Raw genomic sequence first — 26,525 nt, forward strand, 5'->3', positions numbered from 1 at the left:
AAACCAGCCTCACCGGGAATCGCGACTTACGGATTCGTAAGCTCACTTACGATTATGGTCCCAGGCGCGGCCCGGCGGGCAATTCCTGACCTGCCTTGTCGATGTGGTCGAAAGCAACTCCTGCTACGCCAGGCGCGGCGTCACTCGGTTTTCCAGCCGCCCGGAACCGGCGGGCGAAAATCATCAGCCGCCGCGCGGTGTTGTTGCGCAGGCGGCGCAGTCGCCATTCCAACCCGGTTTCGACGTTGATCCGCCGGGCATAGATGCTGGCGCGCAAGGCTTTTTCGTCGGCCGCGACCTTGGCCGGATCGTCGTAGAACGCGCCGATCTTGTCGGCTGCCATGCCGGGTGTTGCGAACCAGGCCGGGATGTGTGCCGTGAGGCGATCGACATCGGTAAGCACCCGGTGAATGCCGTCGCCTTGCGCCGGGCAGGTCGTGGCGAACGCATCGCCGATGAAGACGACGCCGTCGCGACGATGCCCCCGCGTCGTCGTCAGGCTGACCTGCCTGACTTCCACCTCGCTGGCGATCGCGAAGTTGCCGCATCGCGCGGCAATCTCCGGCATCAGCTCAAGCAGGATCTTTTGCGGGTTTTCGCGGAACGCCTGCACCCAAGGATCGGCAACGGTCCGATAGACGAACATGTTGGCCCGCATCCGCTCGCCGATCCGGAAGATGGTAAGAAAGGCAATGCGGTCGGCGACCCGCCTCGCGTAGAAGGTGAGCGACTGCAGGCCGAATTCCTTCGGTGTGATCGCGAAATCGAACCCCATCGACAGCGAATGCGCCTTCGATTCCTCGATGCGCTCRACGCCGATGGCACGCCGCACCGCCTCGCTGTAACCGGTGGCCACGACCAGGAGCCTGGCTTCGATGACGGAGCCATCGGTGAGCACCAGGCGCTGCCGGTCCGGTCCGGTCGAGACCTCGGCGACCTTGCCCACCGTCAGCGGCACTTGCGGCGGCAGCGCCGCGCGCAGGCCGTTGACCAGCGGCGCATAGGAAAAGGCGTATTCCCAGGTCTGCTTGCGCTCGAACAGCTGGCCGAAGCGGAAGACATGGAGATCGGTCATCGGCGTGACCAGCGACCTGAAAACCGGGCCGAGCCCGAGCTTCTCGAATAGCCCCATCTGCTCCGAGCGAGTTTTCTCGGCCCGGAATTCGTCGTGATGGATCCGATGCGGGTCAACCAGCGCTACCTTGCGGCCCGTCTTGGCGAGCGTTGTCGCCAGAATGGTTCCGGCGAGTCCCGCGCCGACGATCGCTACATCGACCTCGGCCCGGCCGGTCGGCGCGGCAGGTGTTTCGCGCCCCTGTTCGGTGCTCATTCTATTCTCCAAAGTCACGGGGCAAATATCCGTGGCGGTCAAGACAATCTCAAGCAACCCAAGAGCGAGACGGGTAGCAATGAAAAGTTAGGTTAATTCCCATCGCCCTGGGTGGTGCCGTTCTTGGCCTGCTTCCATCGCGGCGCCATTGCCGAGCCATCGAYGAATTCCAGTCCGCCCGCTTCGTTGAGCGTATGCAGCTTGCGTCCGGCCCAGCCGGCGCCGGGATTGAGGATCGTTTCGACGACCTGCTCGAAGCCACTGTCGTCAAGCTGCGTGACGCGCGCGATGCCGAGCGCGGCGCCATAGCTCCTGCGGCAATCCTGCACCGGGCGCAAAAGCTGCCCGCCGCGGCTGACCATGCGGCCTGCCGGGCGCGCGGAGGCAATGTCGATCAGCAGCGGGTTCTTCGGATGCGGCGTCCACGGCCCGCGGAAATCCGGCGCCGACCACAGATGCAGTTGATCCGAGAAGGCGCCGCCGYCGTCGCGCACGGTGGCGAACATCCACCAGCGCCCGCCATGCTCGATGAGCGTGGCGTCGCTGGCGACGATGTCCGACAGCAGCGTCGCTTCCTTGACCCAGCCGCCCGGGAACGCGGTGGCGCGGTAGAGGTCGACCGTCCGGTTGGCGGAGCTTTCTGGCACCATCCACATCTCRCCGCCGCGTTCGAACACGAAGGGGTAGGAAAGGTGATATGGCAGTTCCAGCACCGGCTTCGGYTGGCCTGCCGGTCCGTTCGGCCCGAAAGCCACCGCCGACAGGATCGCCTTGCCTGTGCGATGGATATAATCCTCGACGAACAGCGTCACCTGGCCGCGATGGAGCACGGGAAACGGGTCGGCATAGAAGCGGCTGCCGTCGTCGGGCAAGTCGCGCCAGCCCGATTGCGGATGGGCGCGCAGCTCGTAGAGGTCCTTGCCTCCGGTCTCGCGCCAGCCGACCCGCCAATGCGGGGCGTTGTAGCATAGGTGATAGATCTGCTGGACGATGCGGCGCGCCGTTGCCTTGGCCGCACGCACACCAAGCTTCGTGGCCGACGGCAAGGCCGGGGCCGAGGCTTCGGATGACGGTTCGGGCAGCACCGGAAGCGGCGAGCGCGCGGCRCCGTTGACCGCCGCGACGATCAGGCTGGCGGTGCGCGCCAGCATGTCCTGGAAGGAAGCCAGCGCAATGCCGTGATATTCGGTGCCGAGCCGTCCCTCGGCGACCGCCGCTCCGTTCTGTTCCAGGCGGACGAGCGGCGTGCGGCCGGCAAGGATCAGCGCCAGCAGGGCCTCCTCGCCGCAGACGCCGTCATAGGCCAGCCGCCAGACCCGTCGGCCTTGCGGCTCGACATCGCCGACGAGATCGATCGTGAGATCGGCGGACGCCGATGGTCTCGCATGGCTGGCCAGCGTCGAAAGTGGAATACGCTTTGCCGTCCCATTGGCGGGCAGGCGATGGATCAGCGTTTCAAGCTGGAACAGCGCTTCGGCGCTGCGCGGCACACCGCCGGCCGCCGGACGGGCATCTACGCCAAGCTCCACGCCGGGCAGCCGCGACAKCTGTTCGRCCAGCRCCACATGGAAAGCGCGCACGCGATCGCCGTTGAGGCGCAGCGTCAGGCGCATGGCCAATCCCCGCGCGACTCATATCCGGTGCCGGCGGCCCGGCAGGCCAGGTCAAGCTTCCGCCGCATGCGCACGATGTCTCCAACTTTGGGCTGCAGTTAAATTCTACTGCGTAGGTGCAAACTTCGTGCCAGCGCGGCACCAATTTATGAACATAATTAACAGTGTTTTAATCGTTGCCGGGAATAGCTAGGCCAACGCCGCATTTCTCGTCTGTGCCGGCCGATGGAGCGTTGTCGGAGCGACCTTTGCAACCATCCCTGCTCATGGTGCCTCAGCAGAACGCTTCGGAGGCTGTCGCGCCGGCGCCGGCCTATTACGCGCCCGCGCCCGTGCACGCCACCGTCGAGCTCGGCGATCTCGGCCGCATCCTGCTGCGGCGCCGCTTCCTGATCCTTGCCGTCACCGCGCTGCTCACCGCGCTGACGCTTGTCTACGCCATGCTGACACCGGCGCTCTACTCCTCGACGGCGCAGATCATCATCGACCCGCAGGACCTCCAGGTCGTCACCAACGACGTCAATCCAAGCCGCATTTCTCCCGATGGCGGCATCACCCAGGTCGAAAGCCAGGTGAGCGTGRCCCAGTCGAACGGCGTGCTGCTGCGTGCCATCAAGGCGACCAACCTGACCGAGAACCCGGACTTCAACGGGCAGGGCGGACTCGGCGGGTGGCTCGGCATGTTGTTCGGCTCCGACGACGGCGACAGGACGGCTGAGACGCTCGATTCGCTGCGCCGCCGCCTTGCGGTGAAACGTGACGACAAGGTGCTGGTCCTCAACATCATCATCACCGCCAAGAGCGCCGATCTGGCGGCTGAGCTCGCCAATGCCATTGCGCAGGCCTATCTCGACGACCAGGCGGAAGCGCGCTCGAAGGCCGCCGCCGACGCCTCCGATGCGATCAGCGCCCGGCTGGAAGACCAGCGCAAGCGCGTCGAGCAGGCCGCCAACGCCGTCGAGACCTACAAGGCCGAGCACAATATGGTGATGGCGGCCGGCAATCTGGTGAGCGACCAGGAGTTGACCGACCTCAACACGCAATTGACCGCCGCCCAGACACGCACCGCGCAGCTCAAGGCGCAGGTCGACCAGCTGCGCCGGCAGGGCAGCGCGCCGGACGCCACGTCGGAGGCGATGCGCTCGCCGGTGATTGCCAGCCTCAGGGCGCAGGAGGCGACGCTCGTCGATCAGATCTCCCAGTTCGGCACCGCGCTCGGGCCGCGCCACCCCTCGATGATTTCCGCGCAGCAGCAGCTGAGCGATCTGCGCAAGCTGATTTCCCGTGAGCTCGGCCGCCTCGTCGCCGCCGCCGAGACGGACTACCAGCGCGCTCTGGCCAACCAGAAGGAACTGGAGGCCAAGGTGGCGTCGCTGAAAGGCAAATCGCTCGACACCGACCAGGCGTCGGTCAGGCTGCGCGAGCTGCAGCGCGACCTCGATGCCGTGCGCACCGTTTACGCCAATTACCTGCAGCGCGCCCAGGAAACGCGCGAGCAGACCAACGTCAACAGCACCAATGCCCGCATCATCTCGCAGGCCATGCCGGCGCTGAAGAAGAGCTGGCCGCCGAAGGGACTGCTTGTCTTCGGCGCCATCTTCGGAGGGCTGGCGCTGGGCATCGGCATGGCGCTGATCGCCGAATATCTGTCGCCGACCGTGCTGTCCGCCAACCAGATGCAGTCGCTCATCGAGGCGCCGGTGCTGGGCGTGCTGCCGGGCAGGGGGCGGCGCCGCTCCGGCACTGCCGCCCAGAAGACCGACGCCGTGGCCGGGCTCGCGCTGCAGCGCATCGCCGCCGCCACAAGGCGCCCGGCCGACTGGCCGCTGGTGCCTTCGATCCTGGTGGCGTCGCCGCCCGAGGACAAGGCGCAGCGGTCGAGGGTTGCGTGGCAGCTCGCCAACGCCGCGGCGGCCAGGGGCCGGCGTGTGCTGTTCATCGACATCAATGCCGGCAAGGGCCAGAAGGACCCGCAGCCCGGGGTGCTCGACGTGTTGCGTGGCGAATATCCGCTCGAAGCGGTCAGCCGTTATGCGCCCGGCTCTTCGGTGGCGCTGATTGGCAGGGGCCGGCCGACCGCGGTGTTCCAGGAAGCCCAGGCGCTCTATTTCGCCCACCGCATGCTGGCCGAGGCCAACCACAGTTTCGAGCTCGTCGTCGTCGACGGCGRCGCCCTGGCAGACGATCTCAACGTCCTGCCGCTGGTCGCCATGGCCGACGAGATCCTGCTCGTGGCCAGGCTGAACGCAACGCCGATGCGCGACGTCGCCTCGACCTCCGAAGCGGTCTCTGTCATGGGGCGGCTGCCGACCGGCGCCATGYTGGTCGACGAGGCGGCCTGACATGGCCTCGATCCTGGCGGGTCCCGCGCGGCCTGTCCTGGCTCCGGGCTATGGCATGGCGCGCCCGCGCACTGTCCCGGTCGACACGTTGACCCGTCTCGGCATCACCGTGGCGGTGCTGCTCCTGTTTTCCATCTCGGGCGGCATGCTGTGGCTGGCCGGCTACAATTACGACGGCCTGCAGGGCAGTCCGCTGAGCAAGATCCACCCGTCCACCTATCTCTTCGTGCTCGTCTTCGTCTGGCGCTCCTGCACCTTCGGCAATCCGGTCGGCTACGTGGTCCATGTCACCAACAAGCGGCCGGCAACGATGCTGATGGCGGTGATTTCGACGGTGCTTCTCTTCGTCGTCATCCTCAGGCAGCGCCCCGGCATGGCCGGCATGATCGACACGTTCGTCGCCCCGGCGCTGGTCGTGCTGCTGCTCAGCGAGGACGACGAGAAGACCTTTGCCCAGCTGCGGATCGTCATCCATGCCGTGATGACGGTGAACGCGCTGATGGCGCTGTTCGAGTTCGGCACCAAGCATCTGGTGTTCCCGTACAGGTTCGACGGCGCCGTGTTCGTCAACGATCTGCGCTCGACGGCGCTGCAGGGGCATCCGCTCTCCAATGCCACGGTCACCTCGATCTATGTGCTGTCGCTGCTGTCGGGGTCGCGCTCCCTGCCGACGCCGCTCAGGCTGGCGCTTGTCGGGCTGCAGTTCTGCGCGCTGGTTGCCTTCGGCGGCCGCTCGGGCATGGTGCTGACGATCCTGCTCGGCGGCGTCTATCTGCTGATCCAGGGACTGGCACAGCTCAGAACCGGACGCGTCAACCTTCTGGGCGCCGCGCTGGTGATCATGCTCGCCGCGCTGCTGCCGCTGGCGATCGCGCTTGCCGGCTATTACGGCTTCTTCGACGCGCTGCTGGAACGTTTCGTCTCCGACAGCGGCAGCGCCAATGCCCGCGTCGAGATGTTCGATCTCTTCAGGCATCYGGAGCTGCGAGACCTGATCGTCGGCCCCGATRTCGACCTGCTCGACARCATGCGCCGCATCACCGGCCTGGAGCARGGAATCGAGAACCCAATCCTGCGTTTCACGCTCTATCAGGGCGCCTTCTTTACCCTCCTGATCTTCTTTGGCTTCGCGCTGTTCATGCACGAGGTCGCGCGCCGTTGCCATCCGGGCATCTGGCTGCCGATGCTGGGCTGGCTCATCCTGCTCAACACCTCCGAAAGCATCGCCTCCAAGACRACGCTGATGACCAAATTCGTGGTGATCGCGCTGGCGCTTTATCGGCCGGTGAGGCCTGTTGCGCGTCACCCTTAGCGCGATTTGGTGATTCAACCAGTCAAGCGCGCGGCATCGTCAGCCCCAGCGCCTCGACCATCGCCGGATCGAGYGCGCGCGTGGTGTCGTCCATCATGCCCATGCCGTCGAACAGGTCCCAGAACGCCCAGGGGAAGCCGGCCGCTTCGGCGCTCTGCCGCACATCGGCGATGTAGCGGGCGCGGTCGGGATTGGGTGCTGCGGTGTAGCGGGCATCGGTGCGCAGTGCGCCGAACTCGCCCATGATGATGCGCTCGCGCGCTATGCCACGGGTCTCAGCCCAGTCGCTCACCTGCTTGAGATAGCCGTCGATGAAGCGGCGGTCGGGCTGCGCATCGAAATAGACCTTGAGCACCTTTTCGGTCTCCTCGTAGGCGGCTTTCTTGGCCTCCTCGGACCTTTCGGAATCCTGTGCCATCCTTGCCCTGACCGAGGCCAGCGTCCTTTCCAGCGTCCCGGCGGAGGCCGGCCATGGCACATTGTTCAGCGCGCGGTAGACCGGCTCGCGCATCCATGGCGCGCCCTGATGGGTGAACAGATAGGGCTCGTAGAAATGGAAGGTGAACAGGATCGGCTCGAAATCCGCCAGCGGCGCTGGATCGAGCGCTGTCAGTCCGCGCACCATCGAGCCGCATCCGCCGGTGACGACGAGCGGCACGCTCGGTCCCAAAACCCTGGCGGCCGTCAGCAGCGAGGCCTGCACGGCCGGCCATGCCTCGGAGGAGCAGTCCTGCGGCGGCTCGTTGACAGGCTCCAGCGCCACCATGCCGGACGTCTTGCCCTGCAGTCTCTCGGCGATTTCGCTCACCAGCGCCCGATAGGATTCGAATTCAGGCGCCGCGGTGCTGGAATACAGTCGCTCGGGATTCCAGTAGCGCGTGGCGCCATTGGCCTGCACATTGACGATGACGCCGAGACCGGCAGCTCGAGCCGCATCGACCGCTGCGTCGAGCATGTCCATCAGTTCGGCGCGCCGGCCCGCATCGGCGGCAAGGAACGGGCCGGGATCGACCGGCAGGCGGATGAAATCGAGCCCGCTGGCGCGCAGCCGGGCAAGGTCTGCCTGCGTCGGCACGGGCCTCTGCGACTGGAAGGGCGGCCAGTCATAGTCGGTGCGCGGCGCGGGAAATTCGCGCGTCAGCGCGAACCACGGCCAGGTGTTGACGCCGCGCCTGAAAGGCCATTCGCCGGTCGCGGCGTTTGCCTGGGAGATCGGCGGCGGGACCGCCGCCGTCAGAGGCGATGCCGCAGCGGCCAGCGCCGCGCCGAGGATCCGCCGGCGCGACCAGCCGGTCATGCGTGCCCAGTCATGCATGCTTGGCGCGGTCGGCTTTCGCCGGCACGGCCATGGCGACGCCGAGCTGCCGCAGCGCTTCCTTCTCATAGGCGGCGAGCACGTCTTCCCAGCGGAAGGCCTCGCGGGCGCGGGTCCTTGCCGCCTGGCTGCAGCGCGCCACCAGTGCGTCATCGGCCAGCGCCTCGTCGATCCGTTGGCTCAGGCTGTCGGTGTCGCTGAAATAGATCGCCGCATCGCCGGCGACCCAGCGGTTGTAGCGATTGTCATGCGCGATCACCATGTTGCCGGCGGCCAGCGCCTCGACCAGCGAAGGGTTGGTGCCGCCGACCGTGTGGCCGTGCATATAGGCACGCGCATGGTAGCGCAGCGCCTTCACCGCCGCCTGGTCGTAGATCGCGCCCGGCAGCATCACCACCGAACCTGCTGCTTCGCGCACCGCGCGATGATAGGGAATCTCGTCGTTGAGGGTACCCAGCACCACCAGCTTCATGTCGCCGCGGTCGCGGCGGCGGAAGGCTTCGATGATGGGCAGGATGTTGTTGTCGGGTTCGATCCGCGCGATCGAGACCAGATATTTGCCGGGCTCGAGCCCGAGCGCGCGAATGGGTTCCTCCGGCGCCGAAATCACCGGGTCCGCGCCATAAGCGATCGTGGCGATGGCGCTGCGCGGCCGCCTTGTCGCCAGGTGATCGGCGATCGCCGGGTGGTCGGCCACAAGCCGGTGCGAGAGCCAGGCGCCGATCCATTCGTTGAGCCAGAACCAACTGCGCGCCGCCGGACCCCATTTCGGCCGCCGCCATTCGATGCCGTCCATGTTGGTGATGATCTTGCGCCGCATGAGCCTGAGCCAGGTCAGGAAAACCGCGCCGTTATAGCCGAGCACCAGGCACACGCCCGGCCGCCTGGCGGCGTCGAGCACGCATTGCCAGTCGAATTCCAGCGTCGCGCGCGGCCCCTTGGAGGCGACCTCGATGGTGATGAGCTCGATGCCGCGCCAGGTTTCGCTCGTCACCCTTTKGCCGACGCGCTCGACCTCCTTCTGGCAGTAGACGCCGACCTTCCAGCCGCGTCCGACCAGGAAAAGCGCCAGYCGCTCGGCGAAGGTCTCGAAGCCGCCGTGAGAAGCCGGAATGCCGCGTGTCCCCAGGATCAGGATCGAAGGCTTTTCGATCGGGTTGGAAGGTCGTTCCGGTTTCAAAATAAGGGATTCCCCCGGGGTCCGGTCATGGTTGCGTTATGTCAATGACCGCCCAGCAACTTCCGTGCCAGGGGTACCCCCAGGGCGAACACTCGCATGAAGGTGTAAAATTTCTCTTCAGAAGGCATGGCTTGCTTCATTATCGGTCAACTTTCGCGACGTATCTGTACCGATACGGGGCACGGCCGGGTTCCGGGGTCGCAGCAGGGCGTTCAGGAACCCGGCACGATCCTTGCTTCCGGGCTTGCAGTGGCCACCGCTGGGTAGATCGGCGTGCGGATTTGGCATGAAGTTCTTCCGCGCTTGAAGGGTCCGGTGCTGAGCGGACCCGGGGTGCAAGGTGGAAAGAGAGTGATGCGCATTGCCTGCGTTCATCAGGGCTATGAGCTCTATGGTTCGGATCRCAGCTTTGCGGAGAGCGTGGCTGCGTTGCGCGCGGCGTTTCCGGCCGCCGAGATCGAGGTCGTGCTGCCGCGCGAGGGACCGATTGTCGAGATCCTCAAGCCRCATGCCAGCCGTATCGTGTTCGAACCGCTGTGGGTGCTGAGGCGYCAGGCGATGCTCAGGCTCGCCACCGTCGAGATGGCGCGGCTGCCGGCGGCGCTCTGGCGCGCCTGGCGGCGCATGCGGGGCAGTGAACTGACCTATATCAACACTTCGATCATTGCCGATTATGCGCTGGCAGCGCGGCTTTTGCCTCGCAAGGCGCTGCTGCATATCCACGAGATTCCCGAGGGCATCCTGCGCAAGGTGCTTGTCGCCTTGATGCGCTGGAGCAAGGCCGACCTGATCTTCAACTCCCGCGCCACGCGCGCCACCTTCGGCGACCCGCCCGCCATCGACGCCAAGGGAAGGCGCACGCACGTCGTCTATAACGGTGTCGCCGGCCCGGCCGCCGCCCTGCCGATGACCTATGACGGCAACCGGCCCCTCAAGATACTGCTGCTTGGGCGTGTCAACCRCATCAAGGGGCAGGAGGTGCTGCTCGAAGCCGTAGCCTCGCTCCCCACGGAGTTGCGCGACCGCGTCGAGGTCCGCCTCGTCGGCGGCGCCTTCGAAAGCGTCGAGCGCGAAAAGGCCTTGGCCGAGCTGGTCGGGCGCATGGGATTGACCGGGCATGTCGAGGTGCTGCCTTTCGTCTCCGACCCCGCCGACCACTATCGCTGGGCGGATATCGTGGCGGTGCCGTCGCGCCGCCCGGAATCGCTTGGCCGCGTCGCCATCGAGGCGATGGGCTGGGGACGGCCGCCGCTGGTGTCGGCGATCGGCGGGCTGGTTGAAGTGGTGGCGGACGGCGAGACCGGCTGGCACGTGCCGCCCGGCAATGCCGCGGCCCTTGCCGGCAAGCTCACGGAGATCATCCTGCGGCCGGACCTCTGGCGCGGCTTCGCCGCCGCCGGCCGGGCGCGCTACGAGGCGGTGTTCAGCGAACATATCGCCGCCGCCGCGATCGTGGCGATCGTCGCCGACAAGCTGAAGGCGGCAACGCCGCGGCAGGGGCGGGCACACATCGCCCGCGAGGCGGAGACGAGCCCGTGAAGTTCACCTTCCCGGCCCATCTGGTGCGGCGCCTCATGCTGATGGTCGGCGGCGAAGCGATGCAGAGCGGCTTCCATTTTGCCCTTAACATCGCGCTGCTGCATCTTCTGTCGGCCGAAGGCTACGGCCTCTTCGCGCTGGCCATGGTGATGGGCGGCGTCGGCTTGTCCTACATCCGCTCGCTTACCGCCGTTCCCGCCRCCATATGGATGAGCAAGAGCACCAACAGCGCCGGCGTCGACGCCTATGACGTGACCTTCGGATCGGCGGCGCTGGTGGTGGCGCTGCTGATGGGGCTGGGCACGGGATTGCTGATGCGCGTCCTGGGCGATCCGAGCGGCATCGGCGCCGCCTGCTTCGTCTGCGCCTGGTCGCTGCGCAGCCATATGCGCACGGCCTTCTTCGCTCGTCGCATGCAACTCGTCGTCTCCATCAGCGACGCCGTGTTCACCATCGCGGGCACAGTCCTCGCGGGGGCGGCGATCTGGTTCTTCGCGGATGCGCTTCAGGCCACCTTCTATGCGCTTGCCGCGGCCAATGTCGTCGGCATCGCCGTGCTGGTGAGACTGGCGCGCCGCAGGCTGCGCGTCTCCTTCCGCGCRCCGACCTGGCGGCGCTATGCAAAGCTCTGGCCGCAGCTCTGCTGGTCGGGGTTCAGCGCCACCACCACCAACATCCAGGGGCAATCCCTGGCGCTTCTGGTCGCGGGCATCGCCGGGCCCGCCGCTTACGCGCCGCTGGCGGCGGTGCTGGTGCTGTTTGCGCCGCTGCGCATTTCCAGCCTTGCCTTCTCGAACATGGTGCAGCCGGAACTTGCAAAGCTGGTGCGCAACAAAGAGTTCGACCGTGTATGGATGCAGGCCAAGATCTGGGCGCTCGTCATGGGCGTCGGCGGCCTGGCCTATGGCTGCGGCGTCCTGTTCGTCCTGCCGATGATCAGATCCCAAGCCCTACAGCACGCCTCGATCGGGCTGATCGGGATTTTCGCCATCGCCAACTTCGCGCCGATCATGGCCTATGTGATGCCGCGCGTGGTCCTCGAGATCGTCGGCGATTTCCGCATCGTCGCCTTCATCACCATGGCCGGCGCGATTGTCGGGCTCGCGACGATCGGCGCCCTGTTGGCCGTCGCGCCGTCGACATGGTCGCTGGCCGGCGCCGCGGTGTCCGAGACCTTCGTGCTCGTGGCCTCATGGTATTTCGCGGCCAATCGCATGTGGAACCTCAAGCACCCGAGCGAGCAGCGCCCCACGATGGTCGGCGCCTGGCGCCGCGCGGCGACGCTCGCCGTGCAGAGACGATAGGAGAATGATGTGGCAAGCCAGGCAATGCCGATGGCCGCGATGACGACCGGCCTGGCCGACGGCGAGACCGCGCCGCATGCCGCCGGCGCGGCCAGCGGCGCTTACGTGGCGCAGTTGCACACCAGCCTCGAGGCGATCAAACCGCTCTGGCAGCGTCTCGAGGCTACGGGCTTGTGCACGGGCCACCAGCATTTCGCCTGGGCCGAGGGGATCGTTGAGGGGCTCCTGCCGCAAAAAGCCGACCTTGCGATCGTCGAGGTGAGGGATGCAGGCACGGGCGAGCCGAGGATGCTTGTGCCGCTGATGCGGCGCCGCGCATTCCACCATTGGGTGATCGAATGGCTGAGCTGTGGGGTGTGCGACTATGCGGCACCCCTGCTCGCCGACGCGACGCCCTGGACCAGGCAATCCGCCGAGGCTGCGTGGGCGGCGGTGTTTGCCGTGTTGCCGCCGGCCGACCGCGTCCACATCGCCGGCATCCCGAAAGAGGTCGGCGGCGTCGACAATCCCTTGGCGCTGCTTTCGCCGGCGCGCGACTCCATCCACTCGCACTACGGCATCTCCATGGATGGCGACGCCGAAACCGTCGTCAAGCGCATCTGCCGCCCGTCCTTCGTCAAGGCGCTCAACAAGGACCTGCGCCGGCTCGATCGCAATGGTGGCCTGGCCCTGGTGGAAGCCGACACGCCGGCCCTGGTGGACTCGATTTTCGGCAAGCTGGTCCAAATGYGGCTCAGCCGTTTTCGCGAACTAGGCCGGTTCGATCTGCTGGCGCGGCCGCCGGTCATCGATTTCTACCGCAAGGCTGCGCATCGCGGCCTGACGGATGGCTCGGTGCGGATCTTCGGCCTGCGCGCAGGCAACGTGATGGTCGCGGTCCAGTACCTGGCGGTCCATCTGGGCACCTTGCACGCGCTGCTGATTGCGATCGACCAGGCCGCGGTGCCCAACGTTTCGCCCGGGCTTTGCATCATGGGCGAGCTGATCAGATGGGGGCGAGGCGCCGGTTTTGACTATTTCGACCTGTCCGTCGGCAACCAGAGCTACAAGGAACATATGGGCGCGGTGAAGTCGGTTCTGTCCGAGCTTTGCTACGGCATCACGTTGAAGGGCGTGGCGGTGAGCCAGGCCATCAAATATCGCGGCCGGGGCGTCGCCTTCGTGCGTGACAACCCGCGCCTGTTCAAACTCGCGCAGGAATTCATGCAGCGCTGGCGGCGGCTGCGCTCGGGTGGCTGAGCGGCGGCTTTGGCCGACAAATTGACTCACATTCCGCTCTCCGCCATGCTTACGGCTAGCAGCATCTTTAGCGGCAGCGTGTTCGAGTGAGGTCATGGCCAGTCCCGTCGCCAGAGAAAAATCCCGCCGCGCCGCGGTGAAGACCGCGCTCGAACGCCACAAGGTCTATGTCACCGCGCAGCGCTTTTCCGGCGGCTCCTACAGCGCCCGCGTTTTGGTTGACGGCGAGGCTTACTGGGTCGACGAGTTCCGGCTGAGCCAGCTGCGGCAAGGGTTGTCGCCCGCCGAGCTCGAATTGACGCCGGCGATCGACGATTGAGCATTCGGAGATGATGACTGAGAGGTTGGCGGGACAGCGCCCCCCTCTGGCCTGCCGRCCATCTCCCCCACAAGGGGGGAGATTGGCAGTTCCGCCGACGGCGCTTCTCCTGCATAGTCGAAAATTAGCGAAAGCCGTCGTGACATCTGATCTCCCCCCTTGTGGGGGAGATGTCCGGCAGGACAGAGGGGGGCGCGAAGGAACGAGGCGTTTGTCTTTGGCCACCATGCGCTGACCCATGCCCRCCAACCTCAAACCTTATCGCGCCAAGCGCGAATTCTCCCGCACCCCCGAAYCCGCGGGCAGCATGGCCGGCGAGGCCTCCAACCGCTTCGTCGTGCACAAGCACCACGCTACCGCCGACCACTACGATCTTCGCCTCGAAGTCGGCGGCGTTCTCAAAAGTTGGGCTGTCCCGCGCGGGCCCTCGCTCAACCCGGCCGACAAGCGGCTTGCCGTCGAGACCGAGGACCATCCGATCGAATATATCGACTTCGAAGGCGTCATCCCCGAAGGCGAATATGGCGGCGGGCCCATGATCGTCTGGGATACCGGCACATGGGCGCCGATGGAGGATGTCGAGAAAAGCCTCAGGACCGGCGCCTTCAAGTTCCGGCTGGCCGGGCAAAAACTCAATGGCGGCTGGATGCTGACCCGGCTGAAGCCGAAGCCCGGCGAGGACGAGAACAAGAAGAACTGGCTCTTGTTCAAGGAGCGCGACCTCGCTTCCGACACCAAGCTCGATATCCTCGAGGCACGGCCGGAGAGCGTGAAGTCCGGCCGCCGCATCGAGGAGCTGGTCGCGCCGCCGAAGAGGGCGGARCGCCTGCCGCCAAAGCGTGGCTCGCTGAAGCCCGGCGCGCTGCCCGGCGCGGTGAAAGGCGATCCGCCCGCCCGCATCGAGCCGCAACTGGCCACCCAGGTGATGGAGCCGCCGGGCGGTGAACACCCCTCGCGGAAGACGCCGGAGCTCTGGCTGCACGAGATAAAATTCGATGGCTACCGCACCATGGCGCATGTGGTGGGCGGCGAGGTGCGGCTGATCACGCGCGGCGGCATCGACTGGACGAAACGCTATGGCGATCTCCCTCAGGCCTTTTCGCGGCTGCCGGTCGGCCAGGCGATCATCGACGGCGAGATCATGGTTCTCGACGATAAAGGCATCTCCCGTTTCGCGCTGCTGCAGGATGCTCTAGCCGAAGGCGCCGGCTCGAAGCTGCATTTCTACGCCTTCGACCTGCTCCATCTCGACGGCTGGGACCTGCGCAAGGCGCCGCTGCAAAGGCGAAAGAGTCTGCTCGCAGAGCTACTCGCCGGTCAGGCCGCCAATTCCGCCATCCAGTACAGCGATCATGTCGAGGGCGATGGCCAGGGCCTGTACGATCAGGCCTCGGAGCTTGGACTGGAAGGTGTCGTCTCCAAGCGCGCCGACGCCATCTACCAGAGCGGCCGCACCAAGAGCTGGACCAAGGTGAAGGCGCAAAAGACGGACGATTTCGTCATCGCCGGCTATACCGTGTCCGACCAGGCGGAAGGGCTTGCGGCGCTCGGCATGGCCGAGTTCGAGAATGGCGAACTGCACTATCGCGGCAAGGTCGGCACTGGCTTCGATAGCGACATGGCGCGGGATCTGCTCGCCCGGCTGGAGCGGCTGACGGCCGGCGCCAGCCCGCCCGAAGGCGTGCCGCGCGAGATCATGCGCGAGATGCATTGGGTGAAGCCGCTGCTGTCGGCCCGCGTCCGCTATTCGAACCGCACCGGCGACAACGCGATCCGCCACGGCGTCTTTCGCGGCCTGCGCGATGTTGGCGGGCTGACCACGCCGGTGGCGGTCAAGCGCAAGCGGCTGATCGCCGAATCCGACCTTGCCACCATCTGGGTGACCAATCCGGAGCGGCGGCTGTTCGGCAAGACCGGGCCGACCAAGCTCGACATCGCCGTATACTACGCGCTGGTCGGCGATTTCATGCTGCCGCATATCATCGGCCGACCGGTATCGCTGGTGCGCTGCCCGACCGGCAAGCCGCAGGATTGCTTCTTCCAGCGCCACGCCTTCACGGGCATGCCGCCTTCGGTGGCGGTGTTCGAGTCTACCAATTCGGAAGGCGAGACGAAAACCTATCTCTCGGTCGAGGACGCCAAGGGCTATCTGGCACTGGCGCAATTCGGCGTCGTCGAGTTCCACACCTGGGGCACGCACCGGACAAAACTCGACAAGCCGGACCAGATCGTCTTCGACCTCGACCCGGGCGAGGGGATTTCGTGGCGCGAGGTGGTGGAGGCGGCCGTACACATCAAGGCCGGACTGGAAGGTTTGGGGCTGGTGCCCTTCGCCAAGACCTCAGGCGGCAAGGGCATCCACATCACGGTGCCGGTGACGCGCAAGCAGAACTGGAAGAAATTACACCAAGTCTCGAGCGCGATTTCGACTTTGCTGGCGGCAAGCGCGCCCGACACCTTCACCACCACGATGGGCAAGGAAAACCGCAAGAAGCGCATCTTCATCGACTTCSACCGCAACGCCCGCGGCCACACCTCCGCCRCCCCCTATTCGCTGCGCGCCCGCACCAATTTGCCGGCCTCGACCCCGGTGAGCTGGACCGACCTCGAAGCAATCGACGCTCCGGAGGATTTGAACTACGCCTCGCTGCCGGGATTGCTCGAGACGTCGGGTGATCCATGGGCGGAGATTGATGAGGCGGCGAGAGATCTGCCGGTGTTTGAGCGCTAGTTCCTCGCCCCACGAAGTGGCCGCGCAGCGGCCGGAGAGGGGCTGCGCCAGTGCTAGATTTCGTCATCCTAGGGCGGAGCAAGGAGCGAAGCGACGCGCGCAGACCCTAGGATCCATGCCGTGACATTGGCCTTAGGATGCGGCGGTCCAGAAGAATRGCTGCCAGAACCAGCGCCAATTAGGATCGCTCGATGACAGGTTACGTGTATATGACCGCGAGCCAGAAAGGCGGCACGATCTACATCGGTGTCACCAACGACCTCGCGCGTCGGATGCCCGAGCACAAGAACGGCCAAGGCTCGCGTTTCACCAGCCGCTACGGCGTGCAACGTCTAGTCTGGTACGAGGAATACTTCGATATCGRCCGATGCCATACAGCGCGAAAAATCGTTAAAGCGCTGGCCGTGCCAATGGAAGATSGAACTGATCGAGAAGACCAATCCAGAATGGTCCGAGCTCTTTCGCGGGACGGGCTGGTAAGCGATCCGCACCGTCGCGGCGCTCGCATGTCACGGCATGGATCCTAGGGTCTGCGCGCGTCGCTTCGCTCCTTGCTTCGCCCTAGGATGACGAAGCTTCGGGGCTTCGGCTAATCTCCAGCGCCTCAATCCACTCCATCGACGCTTCCTACAATTTGAATTATCCTCCGCGCCAACCCGCCCCGAAAACATTTCGCTAGGAATTCGGCAGTACCATCAGGGGTCGGTGTAGGATTTCCAGAGCGCCAATCGTCCTGCGGACGAAGCGCTGCAAAGAGCATGGTTCCAAAAAATGGGAACCGGTTTTTGGACAAGACCATGCTCCAACATAGTGTCAGTGCATGGCCGCGTAGGAGTTCATCATGGCGCCCAGGGCAAGTTGGAAAGGTTACCTCAAGCTCAGCCTCGTCAGCTGTCCGGTCCGGCTCTATCCGGCCACCAGCGCGAGCGAGCGCATCTCGTYCAATCAGCTGCACAAGAAGACGCACAACCGCATCAACATGAAGCCGGTCGATCCCGAGCTCGGCCTGGTCGAGCGCTCGGACCTGGTGCGCGGTTACGAATATGAAGACAAGCAGTACATCATCATCGACGACGCCGACCTCGATGCGGTCCGGATCGAATCCAACCATACGATGAACATCGAGGCCTTCGTCGACGAGGGCGAGGTCGACGTCATCTACCAGGACTCGCCCTATTATCTGGCGCCCGACGGCGCCATGGCGGAAGAAACCTTCGCGGTGCTGCGCGAAGCCATGCGCAAGTCCGGCAAGCTGGCGATCGCCCGCCTGGTGCTCTCCAGCCGCGAACGCGTGGTGACGATCGGCGCGCGCGAGAAAGGGATGTTCGTCTGCACCTTGAGGAACCCCAACGAAGTGCGCGGCACCACTGAATATTTCGGCAACATCCCGGATGCCAAGYCCGACCCCGAGATGTTGCAGCTGGCCGAAGCGCTGATCAAGCAGAAGCAGACCCATTTCGATCCGAAGAACTACGAGGATCGCTACGAGGTGGCGCTGATGGCGATGATCCGCGAGAAGCTGAAGGGCCACAAGCCGATCATCGCGGCAGCGCCCGAGCGGGGCAACGTCATCAACCTGATGGACGCGTTGAAGGCGAGCTTGTCGCAGCAGGCGAAGCCCCCGGCCAAGTCGAAGAGCAAAGCCGAGGAAGCGCCGGCAAAACCCGCCAGGAAGGCGGCCGCGGGCGGCGCGGCCGAAAACCCACTGAAGGCGAACCTGTTGAAGGCCGTCGGCAAGAGCAAGAAGTGACGGCAGGGCCAGTCATCGTTCCCGGCGCCGTCTTCGGCGTCGTCGGCGCGCTGGCCGCCTTTCCGCTGCGCCTCGCTGTCCGTGAGGTCGAGCGCCGCCACGCCGAGCTGAGGCGCGGCGTCACCCGCCGCACCACCCATGTCGTGTTCGGCCGCGCGCTTCTCGCCAAGGCGGCGAAATCCGGCGACGTCGAGATCGAGCGCCGCGTGAAGGCGGAGCGCGAAGCAGGCCGCCAACTCCTCAGCGAGAACGGTTTCCTGCGCCTGCTCGGTCTGATGAAGGCGCCCGACGCCTCGTCGCTCTCCAGGCAGTCGCTCGTCGACCAGTCGCGGCTTGCGGGCGACGATCTCGACATGCTCTCGCTGTTCGACGCCTTCGAGCATGACGGCGAACCCTATTCTTTCCGCGACCTGATCCTGGCGCGCAAATATGCCGGGCTGATCGCCAGCGGCGCCAGCTGGGGCGCGATCGCGCGCTCCGTGCACCGCTCCGGCCCGGTAGCCTCGCTCACGGCAAAATCGCTCAATCTCGGCTCCCAGCATGGCCGACCGGACGCGATCTATCTCGACGATGGGACGAGCGAGCTCGACGGCCAATTGCTGTTCGACCTGGGCTCGCCGGAAGACGACACGCTGGAGGAACTGTTCGCCGAGGCCGAGATGGCGGAAGAGCAGGGGCATCACGACGATGCGGCGGCGCTCTACCAGCGCTGCCTGGCGATCGACCCCAAGGATGCGATCGCCGCCTTCAACCGCGCCAACTGCCTGCGCGCAGGAGGCCGGATTGCCGAAGCCGCGCATGATTATGCCCGCGCGATAAAACTCGATCCTGGCTTCGTCGAAGCCTGGTTCAACCTCGCTGGGTTGATGAGCGACGAGGGCAAGGTGGCTTCGGCAAGGCGCCATCTGCAAAAGGCGATCGCGCTCGACAAGGCCTATGCCGACCCGGTGTTCAACCTGGCTCGGCTGGAATTCGATGCGGGTAATCTGATGGAGGCCCGCCGTTTGTGGGTCCGCTATCTGGAATTGGATGCCGAGTCCGAATGGGCGCGGACCGCGCAAAAGGGGATACARTTCGTGGATTTGCACATGGCGCGTACGGCGGGGTGAAGATGGTTGGCGAAGGCCTTCGCGACAGCCAATCTCCCCCCTTGTGGGGGAGATGTCCGGCAGGACAGAGGGGGGCGCTGTCCCGCCGGCCTCTAACCGGCTCGCTGCCACGACCTCTAGAATTGTCATCTTACAAAGGCAGAAGTCGGCATTCCTTCGCGCCCCCCTCTGGCCTGCCGGCCATCTCCCCCACAAGGGGGGAGATCAGCAGTTTCGCCGCCGCGCCGAGAACGGTCCTATGACGACCCACTTCCTCTTCGATGGCTTCGACACCGCCCCCGTCACCATCCTGCTCGCCCATGGCGCCGGCGCGTCGATGGACTCGCCATCGATGACCGCCACCGCCAAGGCGCTTGCCGCCACCGGTTTCCAGGTCGCGCGGTTCGAATTCCACTACATGGCCGCGCGCCGCTACGGTCACCGCAAGCCGCCGCCGCGCGCCGAGACGGTGAACCCCGAATACATCAAGGCGATTGCCGATCTGCGCGCCAGGGGCGTGACCGGCAAGCTGATCATCGGCGGCAAGTCGATGGGCGGCCGCGTCGCCTCGATGGTCGCCGACGAGATGTTTGCCAAGGGCGAGATCGCCGGCCTGGTCTGTCTGGGTTATCCCTTCCATCCGCCGGGCAAGCCGGAGCAGTTGCGCACGAAGCATCTCGCCGACCTCAAGACGCCGACGCTGATCTTCCAAGGCACGCGCGATGAGTTCGGCACAAAGGACGAGGTCGCAACCTACGGCCTTTCCAATGCGATCGAGATGGTGTGGTTGGAGGACGGTGACCACGATCTGAAGYCGCGAAAGGCGATCTCGGGTTTTTCGACGGGCGATCATCTGAAGACGGTGTCGGAGACGATCAAGGCCAAGCTGGCGCACCACTCGGCGTCGTCATCCTAGGGCGGAGCAAGGAGCGAAGCGACGCGCGCAGATCCTAGGATCCATTCCGTGACGTTAAGGGGTTGCAACGGTTCAGAATTTTGCCCCGCCCCGTTCGATGGCGGGCGTCACGGCATGGATCCTCGGGTCAAGCCCGAGGATGACGAAGCGAGGGGCGCCTTCGGCATCCGAGCATGAAACTCGCCACCTTCAACATAAACAACATCAACAGCCGGCTCGAAAACCTGCTGGCCTGGCTCGCCCGCGCCGAACCCGATGTCGTCTGCCTGCAGGAGCTGAAATCCCGCGACACGCAATTCCCGCTGACGAGGCTCGCCAAGGCCGGCTATGGCGCGGTGTGGAAGGGCGAGCCGACCTGGAACGGCGTCGCCATCCTGGCTCGCGGCGCCGAGCCTGTCCTGACGCGCGACGCGCTGCCCGGCGACGATGCCGACCGCCAAGCGCGCTATATCGAGGCCGCGGTCGACGGCGTCGTCATCGCCTGCCTCTATGCTCCCAACGGCAACCCGCAACCGGGGCCGAAATTCGACTACAAGCTCGCCTGGCACAAGCGCTTCGCGGCGCACGCCGGCGATCTCATCGGCACCGGCCTGCCGGTGGTGTTGGCCGGCGACTTCAACATCGTGCCCGAACCGCGCGACATCTATGAAACCCGCTCCTATGACGCCAACGCGCTGGTGCAGCCCGAAAGCCGGGCCGCCTTCGCCGCGCTGATCGACCAGGGCTGGACGGACGCGTTGCGCAAAGTCTTTCCCAGGGAGGAGCGGCTCTACACGTTCTGGGATTACCGCCGGAACCGCTGGCCGCGCGACGCCGGCTTGCGGCTCGACCACATCCTGTTGTCGAAGAAGCTGGCGCGGAAGCTGAAGGGCGCGGGCATTGACCGCGAGGTGCGGGGAGRGGAAAACCCCAGCGATCACGCGCCGGTCTGGGTGGAGTTGGGGTGAGAAAACAGAAATCCCCGCCGTGGCGGGGATTATTGAGAATCAGGTTCTGGTGCCCCGCTTATATGGGCGTAGGCGGCTGCGAACCCGCCACCACCGCAGAAAGCTTGCCCTTGCGGACGAAAATCGGCTTCTCGTAAGTCTTTCTATTATGCGTCCCTCGTCGGTTTATGCTGCAGAAGCACCGAGGATTTCAGCATCAACCCGGCAAGACGGGCGGCGAACCCGCCACCACCGTCGAAAGCTTGCCCTTGCGGACCAAAATCGGCTTCTCGTAAGTCTTCTTCATGCGGTTGCTCTCCTTAAAAATCCCGAGTGGATAATCTCACATGAGCAATTTCTGTCAACAACCGGCTGTAGCGAGCTGTTCTGTTCCTGGGGATAGTCTCTACTGATACAACCGCACCCAATAGTGGGCGACCGCGCCGGCTGGGAAATGGATGCCAAAGATATCGACGGCGGGGCTGTGTGATCTCTTGCACTTAGCCTTGGCCGCGAGCTCGGCTAAGATACCGGGGCCGGCCTGCTGCCGCATGTGACAAGGCAGCGGCGGCCGCGAGGTGCGGGGGGAAGACCGATGAAGAGATCGACCGACAGGCTGTTGGCGCTGGMGATGCTTGCCGTCGGCACTGCCTGTTTCGCCAAGCTTTATCCGGCGCTTGGCGGCAAGCCGCCGGCGATGGCGCGCCTGGAAGTCTTCGGTGTGGCCGGCTTGCTGTCGGTCCTTGCCGGGCTGCTGTTTCTCGCCGGCCTGCTGCCGGGCGCCGGCAGGCATGATCCGGCCGCCCCTTTGTTCGGCCGCGACGCCGAGATCGCGCCGGCAGGCCATCCACGACTGCGCCGCGCAGCACTCGCTTTGCCGCTTTTGGCCCTGCTCGTCATCATCGCCGACCAGTTCGGCCCGTGGCGGACACAGGAACCGCGCAGCGAGCCGGCGAAGGAAGTCGCCGCCGCGCCGGCGGAGCCGGCGCCCCGGCCATCCGAGCTAAAAACTACGCCGGAGGCGGGCGCAAAACCGGCCACGCCGGAGGCGAACATCGAGCCAGCCGCACCCGCGCAGCAAGAGRCAGCAAAGTCCGCGGTGCCCGAGCCGGTTGCAGTTCCCATCCAGCCGATGCAGCCGGCCGAGTACGCGCCACCGCAGCCTGCCCAACCGRCAAAGCCCGTCCAGCCGACCGAGCAGACGGCGCTCGCGCCCGTGCCGCCGCAGAYGGTGGCGGCGCCTCCGCCGGCGCCTCCGCCTCAGCCGACGGCGCCGGAAGGTCATCGCGATGCCGTCGTCTGGCTGGCGGTGTCCGCCGACGGCCACGAGATCATGAGTGCCAGCACCGACCGCATGATCAAGCTCTGGGACATCAACGGCAAGCGGCTGATCCGCGATCTTGGCCAGCAAAAGGACATGGCGCGCAGCGCGCTTTTCATGCCCGACGGCAAGACGGCGCTGACCGCCGGCGACGACGGCGAGATCGTGCTGCGCCAGCTCTCCGACGGCACGGTGCTGCACGTCTTCTCCTCGGGGGCGAACGGCGGCGTCAGGCAGTTGAAGATCAGCCAGGACGGCAAGCGCGCCGTCAGTGGCCACGACACCGGTTCTGTGGTTGTTTGGGACCTGGAGAAGGGGACGGTGCTGCATGTGCTGCCTGGCCATGACTGGTCGGTGAGCTCCGTCGCCATCTCGCCCGACGGCACCAGGGCGCTCACGGGCAGCATCGACGGCGAGCTGAAGCTGTGGGATATCGTTGCGGGCAAGCAGCTGCGCAGCTGGCACGGCCACGACCGCGGCGCCTATGGCGCGGTCTTCCTGGCCGACGGCCACCACGCGGTGACCGGCAGCGGCGACTACACGATCAAACTCTGGGACCTCGACACTTTCAAGGAGATCCGCCGCTTCGACGGCCATTCAGGCACGGTCTATGCGCTGGCTCTGTCGGCCGACGGCAAACGTCTCGGTTCCGTCTCGCTCGACGGCACGGCGCGTATCTGGAACATGGACACCGGCGCCGAGATCGCCGAATTCGATCCCGRCACCGGACCAATGTACTCGGTGGCGTTCGYCRCCGACGRCACGCTATTGACCGGCGGCATCGACCGCACCATCCGCAACTGGCCGGCCACGGGAGGCGATGGCACGGTGCTGTTTGCCGGGGCACCGGAATAGTTTTTAGTGGAGGGTATATTTCAGTGCAGCCCAGCTTGCGCTATCAACTACTGTTGATTGCAAATGGACGGGCAATCTTGAGCAGTTACGAATGGCCACCTAAATCCCAGACACCAGTCTTTGGTCCGCGGGCGCCTCGTCCCGGATTGATGCTGAGCCTCGCCTTGGTCGTGATGGCGGGCTTCGTGCTGTTTGGACCAGCCTTGAACTACTACCAACAGTGGTCCGCGATAAGGAAGGYCGAAGCCGCCAAACTGAAAAAGGACTACGCGGAAGAGTATCGACAGCTTTCTTTACTGGCAAAAATKGGTAATCCCGGCGCCCAGTATGGTCTCGGGTTCTGTGCTGGGAAGGCCAAGGCGTAGCGCAAAGCCGCGAGCAGGCACTTTACTGGTGGCGGAAGGCTGCAGATGGAGGAAGCGCCCAGGCGGCCTACAGCATAGGTCGCGCCTACTATGTCGGCGAAGGCGTGGAGAGAGACTATAAGATTGCTGCGACCTGGGTAAGAAAAGCCGCCGACAACGAAGAGCCAAACGGCCAGAGTTTGCTCGGCACCCTTTATGYGCGCGGCCACGGTGTCAACCAGGATTTCGAGAGAGCATTCGAATGGTGGATGAAGGCCGCTGCGCGCGGCCAAGTCGATGCACAAACTGCCGTCGGGAATGCTTTCGCGCTGGGCAGCGGGGTCGGAAAGGATGATGCCCAAGCTGTTGTCTGGTACCGTAAAGCAGCCGAGCAAGGTAATATCCCGGCGCAGTCAGCGCTGGCCTTTGCCTATTCGACGGGCAAGGGTGTGGCCAGGAACGACGCGGAAGCCGCGTCTTGGTGGCTAAGAGCAGCGAACCAGGGAGATGCCTATGCGCAGTCCAGCCTGGGCATTGCTTATTTGACCGGTGCGGGCCTCCCCCAGAGCGACGAGAATGCCGTTTCATGGTGGCTCAAGGCGGCGAAGCAGGGAGACGCTTCGRCCGAATTGAATTTGGGCGCGGCGTATGCCACCGGCAGAGGCATATCGAAGGACGAGAAGTCCGGCGAATTCTGGTTGCTGCAGGCGGCCAGAACTGGAAATGTCACTGCCGAACTCAACCTCGGCAAGCTCTACTACAGCGGGATAGGTGGCAAGCCCAACTACCCGGAAGCCGGCAAATGGTTCGTTAAGGCGGCGGGGCATCGTAGCGAAGAAGCCAAGGCTTTTCTCCAACTCATGAAACAAAACGGCCAGTTCGACAGCAAGACGCTGTGAGTGCATCACCGATGATTTGCGAAAGCGATTGCGACGTCCGGTCTCGCCCCTTGYGGTGTTGATGTCCGGCAGGCAAGGGTAGCRCAATGCCACGCCAGCCGAGCAAATCATGCCCACCCTCCACCTCGTCGAAGCCTCGATCGCCGACCTGCGCCGCGCGCTGGAAGACGGCACCATCACCAGCGTCGAGCTGGTCGCGGCCTATCTCAAGCGCATCGCGCATTACGACCGCCACGGCATCGTGCTCAACGCCGTGCCCGTCCTCAACCCGAACATGTTCGAGGAAGCCGAAGCGTCCGACCGCCGCCGCCGCGAGGGCAAGACGCTCGGGCCGCTCGACGGCATCCCCTACACCGCCAAGGACAGCTACAAGGCCAAGGGGCTGACGGTTGCCGCCGGCTCGCCGGCCTTCGAGCATCTCACGGCGAACGAGGACGCCTTCACCATCGCCAGGCTGCGCGCCGCCGGCGCGGTGCTGATCGGCCTCACCAACATGCCGCCGATGGCCAATGGCGGCATGCAGCGCGGCGTCTATGGCCGCGCCGAAAGCCCGTATAATGCCGACTATCTCACCGCCGCTTTCGCCTCCGGCTCGTCCAACGGCTCGGGCACGGCGACCGCGGCCAGCTTCGCGGCCTTCGGCCTGGGCGAAGAAACCTGGTCGTCCGGTCGCGCGCCGGCCTCCAACAATGCGCTGGTGGCCTACACGCCTTCGCGCGGCGTCATCTCGGTGCGCGGCAACTGGCCGCTGGTGCCGACCATGGATGTGGTCGTGCCGCACACGCGAAGCGTCGCCGACATGCTGGAGCTGCTCGATGTGATCGTCGCCGACGATGAAGAGACGCGCGGCGATTTCTGGCGCGTGCAGCCTTGGGTGCAAATCCCGAAAGCCTCGGCGCTGCGGCAGGCGAGCTATGCCGCGCTTGCCGTGCAGGGCGCGCTCAAGGGAAAACGTCTGGGCGTGCCGAAGATGTATATCGGCAAGGATAAGGGCTCGGATCGCCCGATCGAGACGCGCGCCTCGGTGCTGGAGTTGTGGCGGCAGGCTGCGCGCGACCTGCAGGCGCTCGGCGCGCAGGTGGTCGAGGTCGATTTCCCCGTCGTCTCCAATTACGAGCGCGACCGTCCGGGCGCCCGCTCCATGGTCGATCGCGGGCTGGTGCCGAAGGAATTCGCCGAACGCGAGATCTGGGACCTTTCCATCTGGTCGTGGGACGATTTCCTGCGCGCCAATGCCGATCCCGCGATCCCCGATCTCGCTTCGGTCGACGGCGCAAAGATCTTCCCGCAGCCGCCGGGCACGCTGCGCGACCGCTATGGCGAGGCCGATTTCGATCTGGCGCAGTATGTCGAGCGCGCGAAGCAGGGCGTGGCGCGACTGGAAGATATCCCAACCATCGAGGAAGGCCTGAAGGGCCTGGAAGCAACGCGCCGTATCGACTTTGAGGACTGGCTCGATGCCAACCGCCTCGACGCAATGGTGCTGCCGGCGGTCGCCGATGTCGGCCCGGCCGATGCCGACGTCAACGAGGCTTCCGCCCGGCTTGCCTGGCGCAACGGCACCTGGGTCGCCAACGGCAATCTCGTTTGGCGGCATCTGGGCATCCCCACGGTGACCGTGCCGATGGGCACCATGGCCGATATCGGCATGCCCGTCGGCCTGACCTTCGCCGGCAAGGCTCATGACGACGTGGCGTTGCTGAGGATTGCCGGCGATTATGAGTGCGCCACAAGGCGCCGCACCGCTCCGTCGCGCACGCCGCCGCTGGCGGACGATGTGTTTGCGGCGGGCAGCGGTGTGACGAGTGGTGCGGGCGGTGCGCCGTTTGCCCTGATGCTGACCGCCGAAACGGTCCGCGCCGGTGATACGGACGAGATCACGATCGCGCTGGAGATCGAGGCGGGCAGGGCGGAACCGGAGGCGGCCGTGAAAGTCCACGTTAATGGCGAGCCGGTGATCATGCAGGCCGGCGGTAACCGCTATACCGGCCGGATCGTGCTGCCGGCCTCTACGCATCAAGGCTTCCACAGCGTCTGGCGCGGTTCCTATGGCTCTATCGTCACCGCGATCGTAAGGCTGGCAGACGGGCGCGCTGCCGGGGCGTATGTCGTGACTGGCGGGATTGGCTGAGGCGACGAAGTTGCCGATCTCCCCACAAGAGGGGAGATTAAGCGCTCTGGCGCCGGCGCTTCCCCACAAGG

At 65.4% G+C, this 26,525-nt stretch carries 20 protein-coding genes and 1 pseudogene; 16 read left to right on the forward strand and 5 right to left on the reverse strand.

All coding sequences use genetic code 11. The features are described 5' to 3' along the window. Positions 1 to 52: 52 nt before the first annotated feature. Entirely contained in the window at positions 53 to 1,330 is a 1,278-nt protein-coding gene (locus LCM4576_RS05560) for an NAD(P)/FAD-dependent oxidoreductase (protein WP_071030908.1), read from the reverse strand. Positions 1,331 to 1,422: 92 nt separating this feature from the next. Further along, positions 1,423 to 2,943, reverse strand: a complete 1,521-nt coding sequence (locus LCM4576_RS05565) for a formyl transferase (RefSeq protein WP_071030909.1) — start codon at positions 2,941 to 2,943, stop codon at positions 1,423 to 1,425. 248 nt (positions 2,944 to 3,191) lie between these two features. Here LCM4576_RS05565 and LCM4576_RS05570 point away from each other — a divergent pair, with 248 nt between their 5' ends. Then, positions 3,192 to 5,285: a GumC family protein gene (locus LCM4576_RS05570; RefSeq protein WP_071030910.1), complete on the forward strand. Its 2,094-nt coding sequence runs from the start codon at positions 3,192 to 3,194 to the stop codon at positions 5,283 to 5,285. Between the two features lies 1 nt (position 5,286). Continuing rightward, entirely contained in the window at positions 5,287 to 6,597 is a 1,311-nt protein-coding gene (locus tag LCM4576_RS05575; protein WP_206744872.1) for a VpsF family polysaccharide biosynthesis protein, read from the forward strand. 22 nt (positions 6,598 to 6,619) lie between these two features. Here LCM4576_RS05575 and LCM4576_RS05580 read toward each other — a convergent pair whose 3' ends face one another. Then, positions 6,620 to 7,894 carry a glycoside hydrolase family 5 protein gene (locus LCM4576_RS05580; RefSeq protein WP_071031006.1) on the reverse strand — a complete coding sequence of 425 codons (1,275 nt, stop codon included), beginning with the start codon at positions 7,892 to 7,894 and terminating at the stop codon, positions 6,620 to 6,622. 10 nt (positions 7,895 to 7,904) lie between these two features. Continuing rightward, on the reverse strand, positions 7,905 to 9,092 hold the full coding sequence (locus tag LCM4576_RS05585) for a DUF1972 domain-containing protein (protein WP_244510649.1): 1,188 nt from the start codon (positions 9,090 to 9,092) through the stop codon (positions 7,905 to 7,907). A 354-nt stretch (positions 9,093 to 9,446) separates the two neighbouring features. Between LCM4576_RS05585 and LCM4576_RS05590 the strand changes: the two genes are divergently transcribed. From LCM4576_RS05590 to xth, 10 genes and pseudogenes are all read left to right on the forward strand, one after another. Further along, the gene (locus tag LCM4576_RS05590) at positions 9,447 to 10,631 is read left to right on the forward strand and encodes a glycosyltransferase family 4 protein (RefSeq protein ID WP_083361325.1); all 1,185 of its coding nucleotides are present in this window, start codon (positions 9,447 to 9,449) and stop codon (positions 10,629 to 10,631) included. Further along, positions 10,628 to 11,935 (forward strand): hypothetical protein, encoded by a 1,308-nt coding sequence (locus tag LCM4576_RS05595; RefSeq protein ID WP_116397883.1) that lies wholly within the window; start codon positions 10,628 to 10,630, stop codon positions 11,933 to 11,935. Before LCM4576_RS05590 ends, LCM4576_RS05595 begins: the two co-directional genes overlap by 4 nt. Before the next feature lie 9 nt (positions 11,936 to 11,944). Further along, a complete protein-coding gene (locus LCM4576_RS05600; RefSeq protein ID WP_116397884.1) occupies positions 11,945 to 13,174 on the forward strand; it encodes a GNAT family N-acetyltransferase in 1,230 nt (409 codons plus the stop codon). 94 nt (positions 13,175 to 13,268) lie between these two features. Then, positions 13,269 to 13,493, forward strand: a complete 225-nt coding sequence (locus tag LCM4576_RS05605; protein ID WP_040980638.1) for a hypothetical protein — start codon at positions 13,269 to 13,271, stop codon at positions 13,491 to 13,493. Between the two features lie 238 nt (positions 13,494 to 13,731). Next, a complete protein-coding gene (gene ligD, locus LCM4576_RS05610; RefSeq protein ID WP_071030912.1) occupies positions 13,732 to 16,224 on the forward strand; it encodes a DNA ligase D in 2,493 nt (830 codons plus the stop codon). A gap of 191 nt (positions 16,225 to 16,415) precedes the next feature. Further along, positions 16,416 to 16,704: pseudogene (locus tag LCM4576_RS34485) on the forward strand (GIY-YIG nuclease family protein). Between the two features lie 361 nt (positions 16,705 to 17,065). Then, a complete protein-coding gene (locus LCM4576_RS05615) occupies positions 17,066 to 17,974 on the forward strand; it encodes a Ku protein (protein WP_071030913.1) in 909 nt (302 codons plus the stop codon). After that, on the forward strand, positions 17,971 to 19,083 hold the full coding sequence (locus LCM4576_RS05620) for a tetratricopeptide repeat protein (RefSeq protein WP_071030914.1): 1,113 nt from the start codon (positions 17,971 to 17,973) through the stop codon (positions 19,081 to 19,083). The genes LCM4576_RS05615 and LCM4576_RS05620 overlap by 4 nt, the downstream gene beginning before the upstream one ends. Positions 19,084 to 19,321: 238 nt before the next feature. Beyond that, positions 19,322 to 19,978, forward strand: coding sequence for an alpha/beta fold hydrolase (locus LCM4576_RS05625; RefSeq protein ID WP_071030915.1), 657 nt, complete (start codon positions 19,322 to 19,324; stop codon positions 19,976 to 19,978). A gap of 173 nt (positions 19,979 to 20,151) precedes the next feature. Continuing rightward, positions 20,152 to 20,925: an exodeoxyribonuclease III gene (gene xth, locus LCM4576_RS05630; RefSeq protein WP_071030916.1), complete on the forward strand. Its 774-nt coding sequence runs from the start codon at positions 20,152 to 20,154 to the stop codon at positions 20,923 to 20,925. 196 nt (positions 20,926 to 21,121) lie between these two features. Here xth and LCM4576_RS35595 read toward each other — a convergent pair whose 3' ends face one another. Then, on the reverse strand, positions 21,122 to 21,211 hold the full coding sequence (locus LCM4576_RS35595) for a putative RiPP precursor (protein WP_116390006.1): 90 nt from the start codon (positions 21,209 to 21,211) through the stop codon (positions 21,122 to 21,124). A 288-nt stretch (positions 21,212 to 21,499) separates the two neighbouring features. On the opposite strand from LCM4576_RS35595, the gene LCM4576_RS05635 reads away from it, so the two are divergent. From LCM4576_RS05635 to LCM4576_RS05650, 4 genes are all read left to right on the forward strand, one after another. Continuing rightward, positions 21,500 to 23,080: a WD40 repeat domain-containing protein gene (locus LCM4576_RS05635; protein ID WP_071030917.1), complete on the forward strand. Its 1,581-nt coding sequence runs from the start codon at positions 21,500 to 21,502 to the stop codon at positions 23,078 to 23,080. 77 nt (positions 23,081 to 23,157) lie between these two features. Beyond that, entirely contained in the window at positions 23,158 to 23,445 is a 288-nt protein-coding gene (locus LCM4576_RS05640; RefSeq protein WP_131803219.1) for a hypothetical protein, read from the forward strand. Further along, complete coding sequence (locus LCM4576_RS05645; protein ID WP_274534957.1) at positions 23,421 to 24,323, forward strand: SEL1-like repeat protein; 903 nt, start codon at positions 23,421 to 23,423, stop codon at positions 24,321 to 24,323. The genes LCM4576_RS05640 and LCM4576_RS05645 overlap by 25 nt, the downstream gene beginning before the upstream one ends. A 109-nt stretch (positions 24,324 to 24,432) precedes the next feature. Next, positions 24,433 to 26,454: an amidase gene (locus LCM4576_RS05650; protein WP_071030920.1), complete on the forward strand. Its 2,022-nt coding sequence runs from the start codon at positions 24,433 to 24,435 to the stop codon at positions 26,452 to 26,454. Positions 26,455 to 26,525 lie beyond the last annotated feature (71 nt).

The organism is Mesorhizobium sp. LCM 4576, from assembly GCF_001854815.1.
In the GTDB taxonomy this organism is placed as follows: Bacteria; Pseudomonadota; Alphaproteobacteria; order Rhizobiales; family Rhizobiaceae; genus Mesorhizobium; species Mesorhizobium plurifarium.

Coding starts and splice junctions, on each gene's coding strand:
- LCM4576_RS05605 (WP_040980638.1), top strand. CDS start 13,269: ATGGCCAGTCCCGTCGCCAGAGAAAAATCCCGCCGCGCCGCGGTGAAG.
- LCM4576_RS35595 (WP_116390006.1), bottom strand. CDS start 21,211: ATGAAGAAGACTTACGAGAAGCCGATTTTGGTCCGCAAGGGCAAGCTT.
- LCM4576_RS05650 (WP_071030920.1), top strand. CDS start 24,433: ATGCCCACCCTCCACCTCGTCGAAGCCTCGATCGCCGACCTGCGCCGC.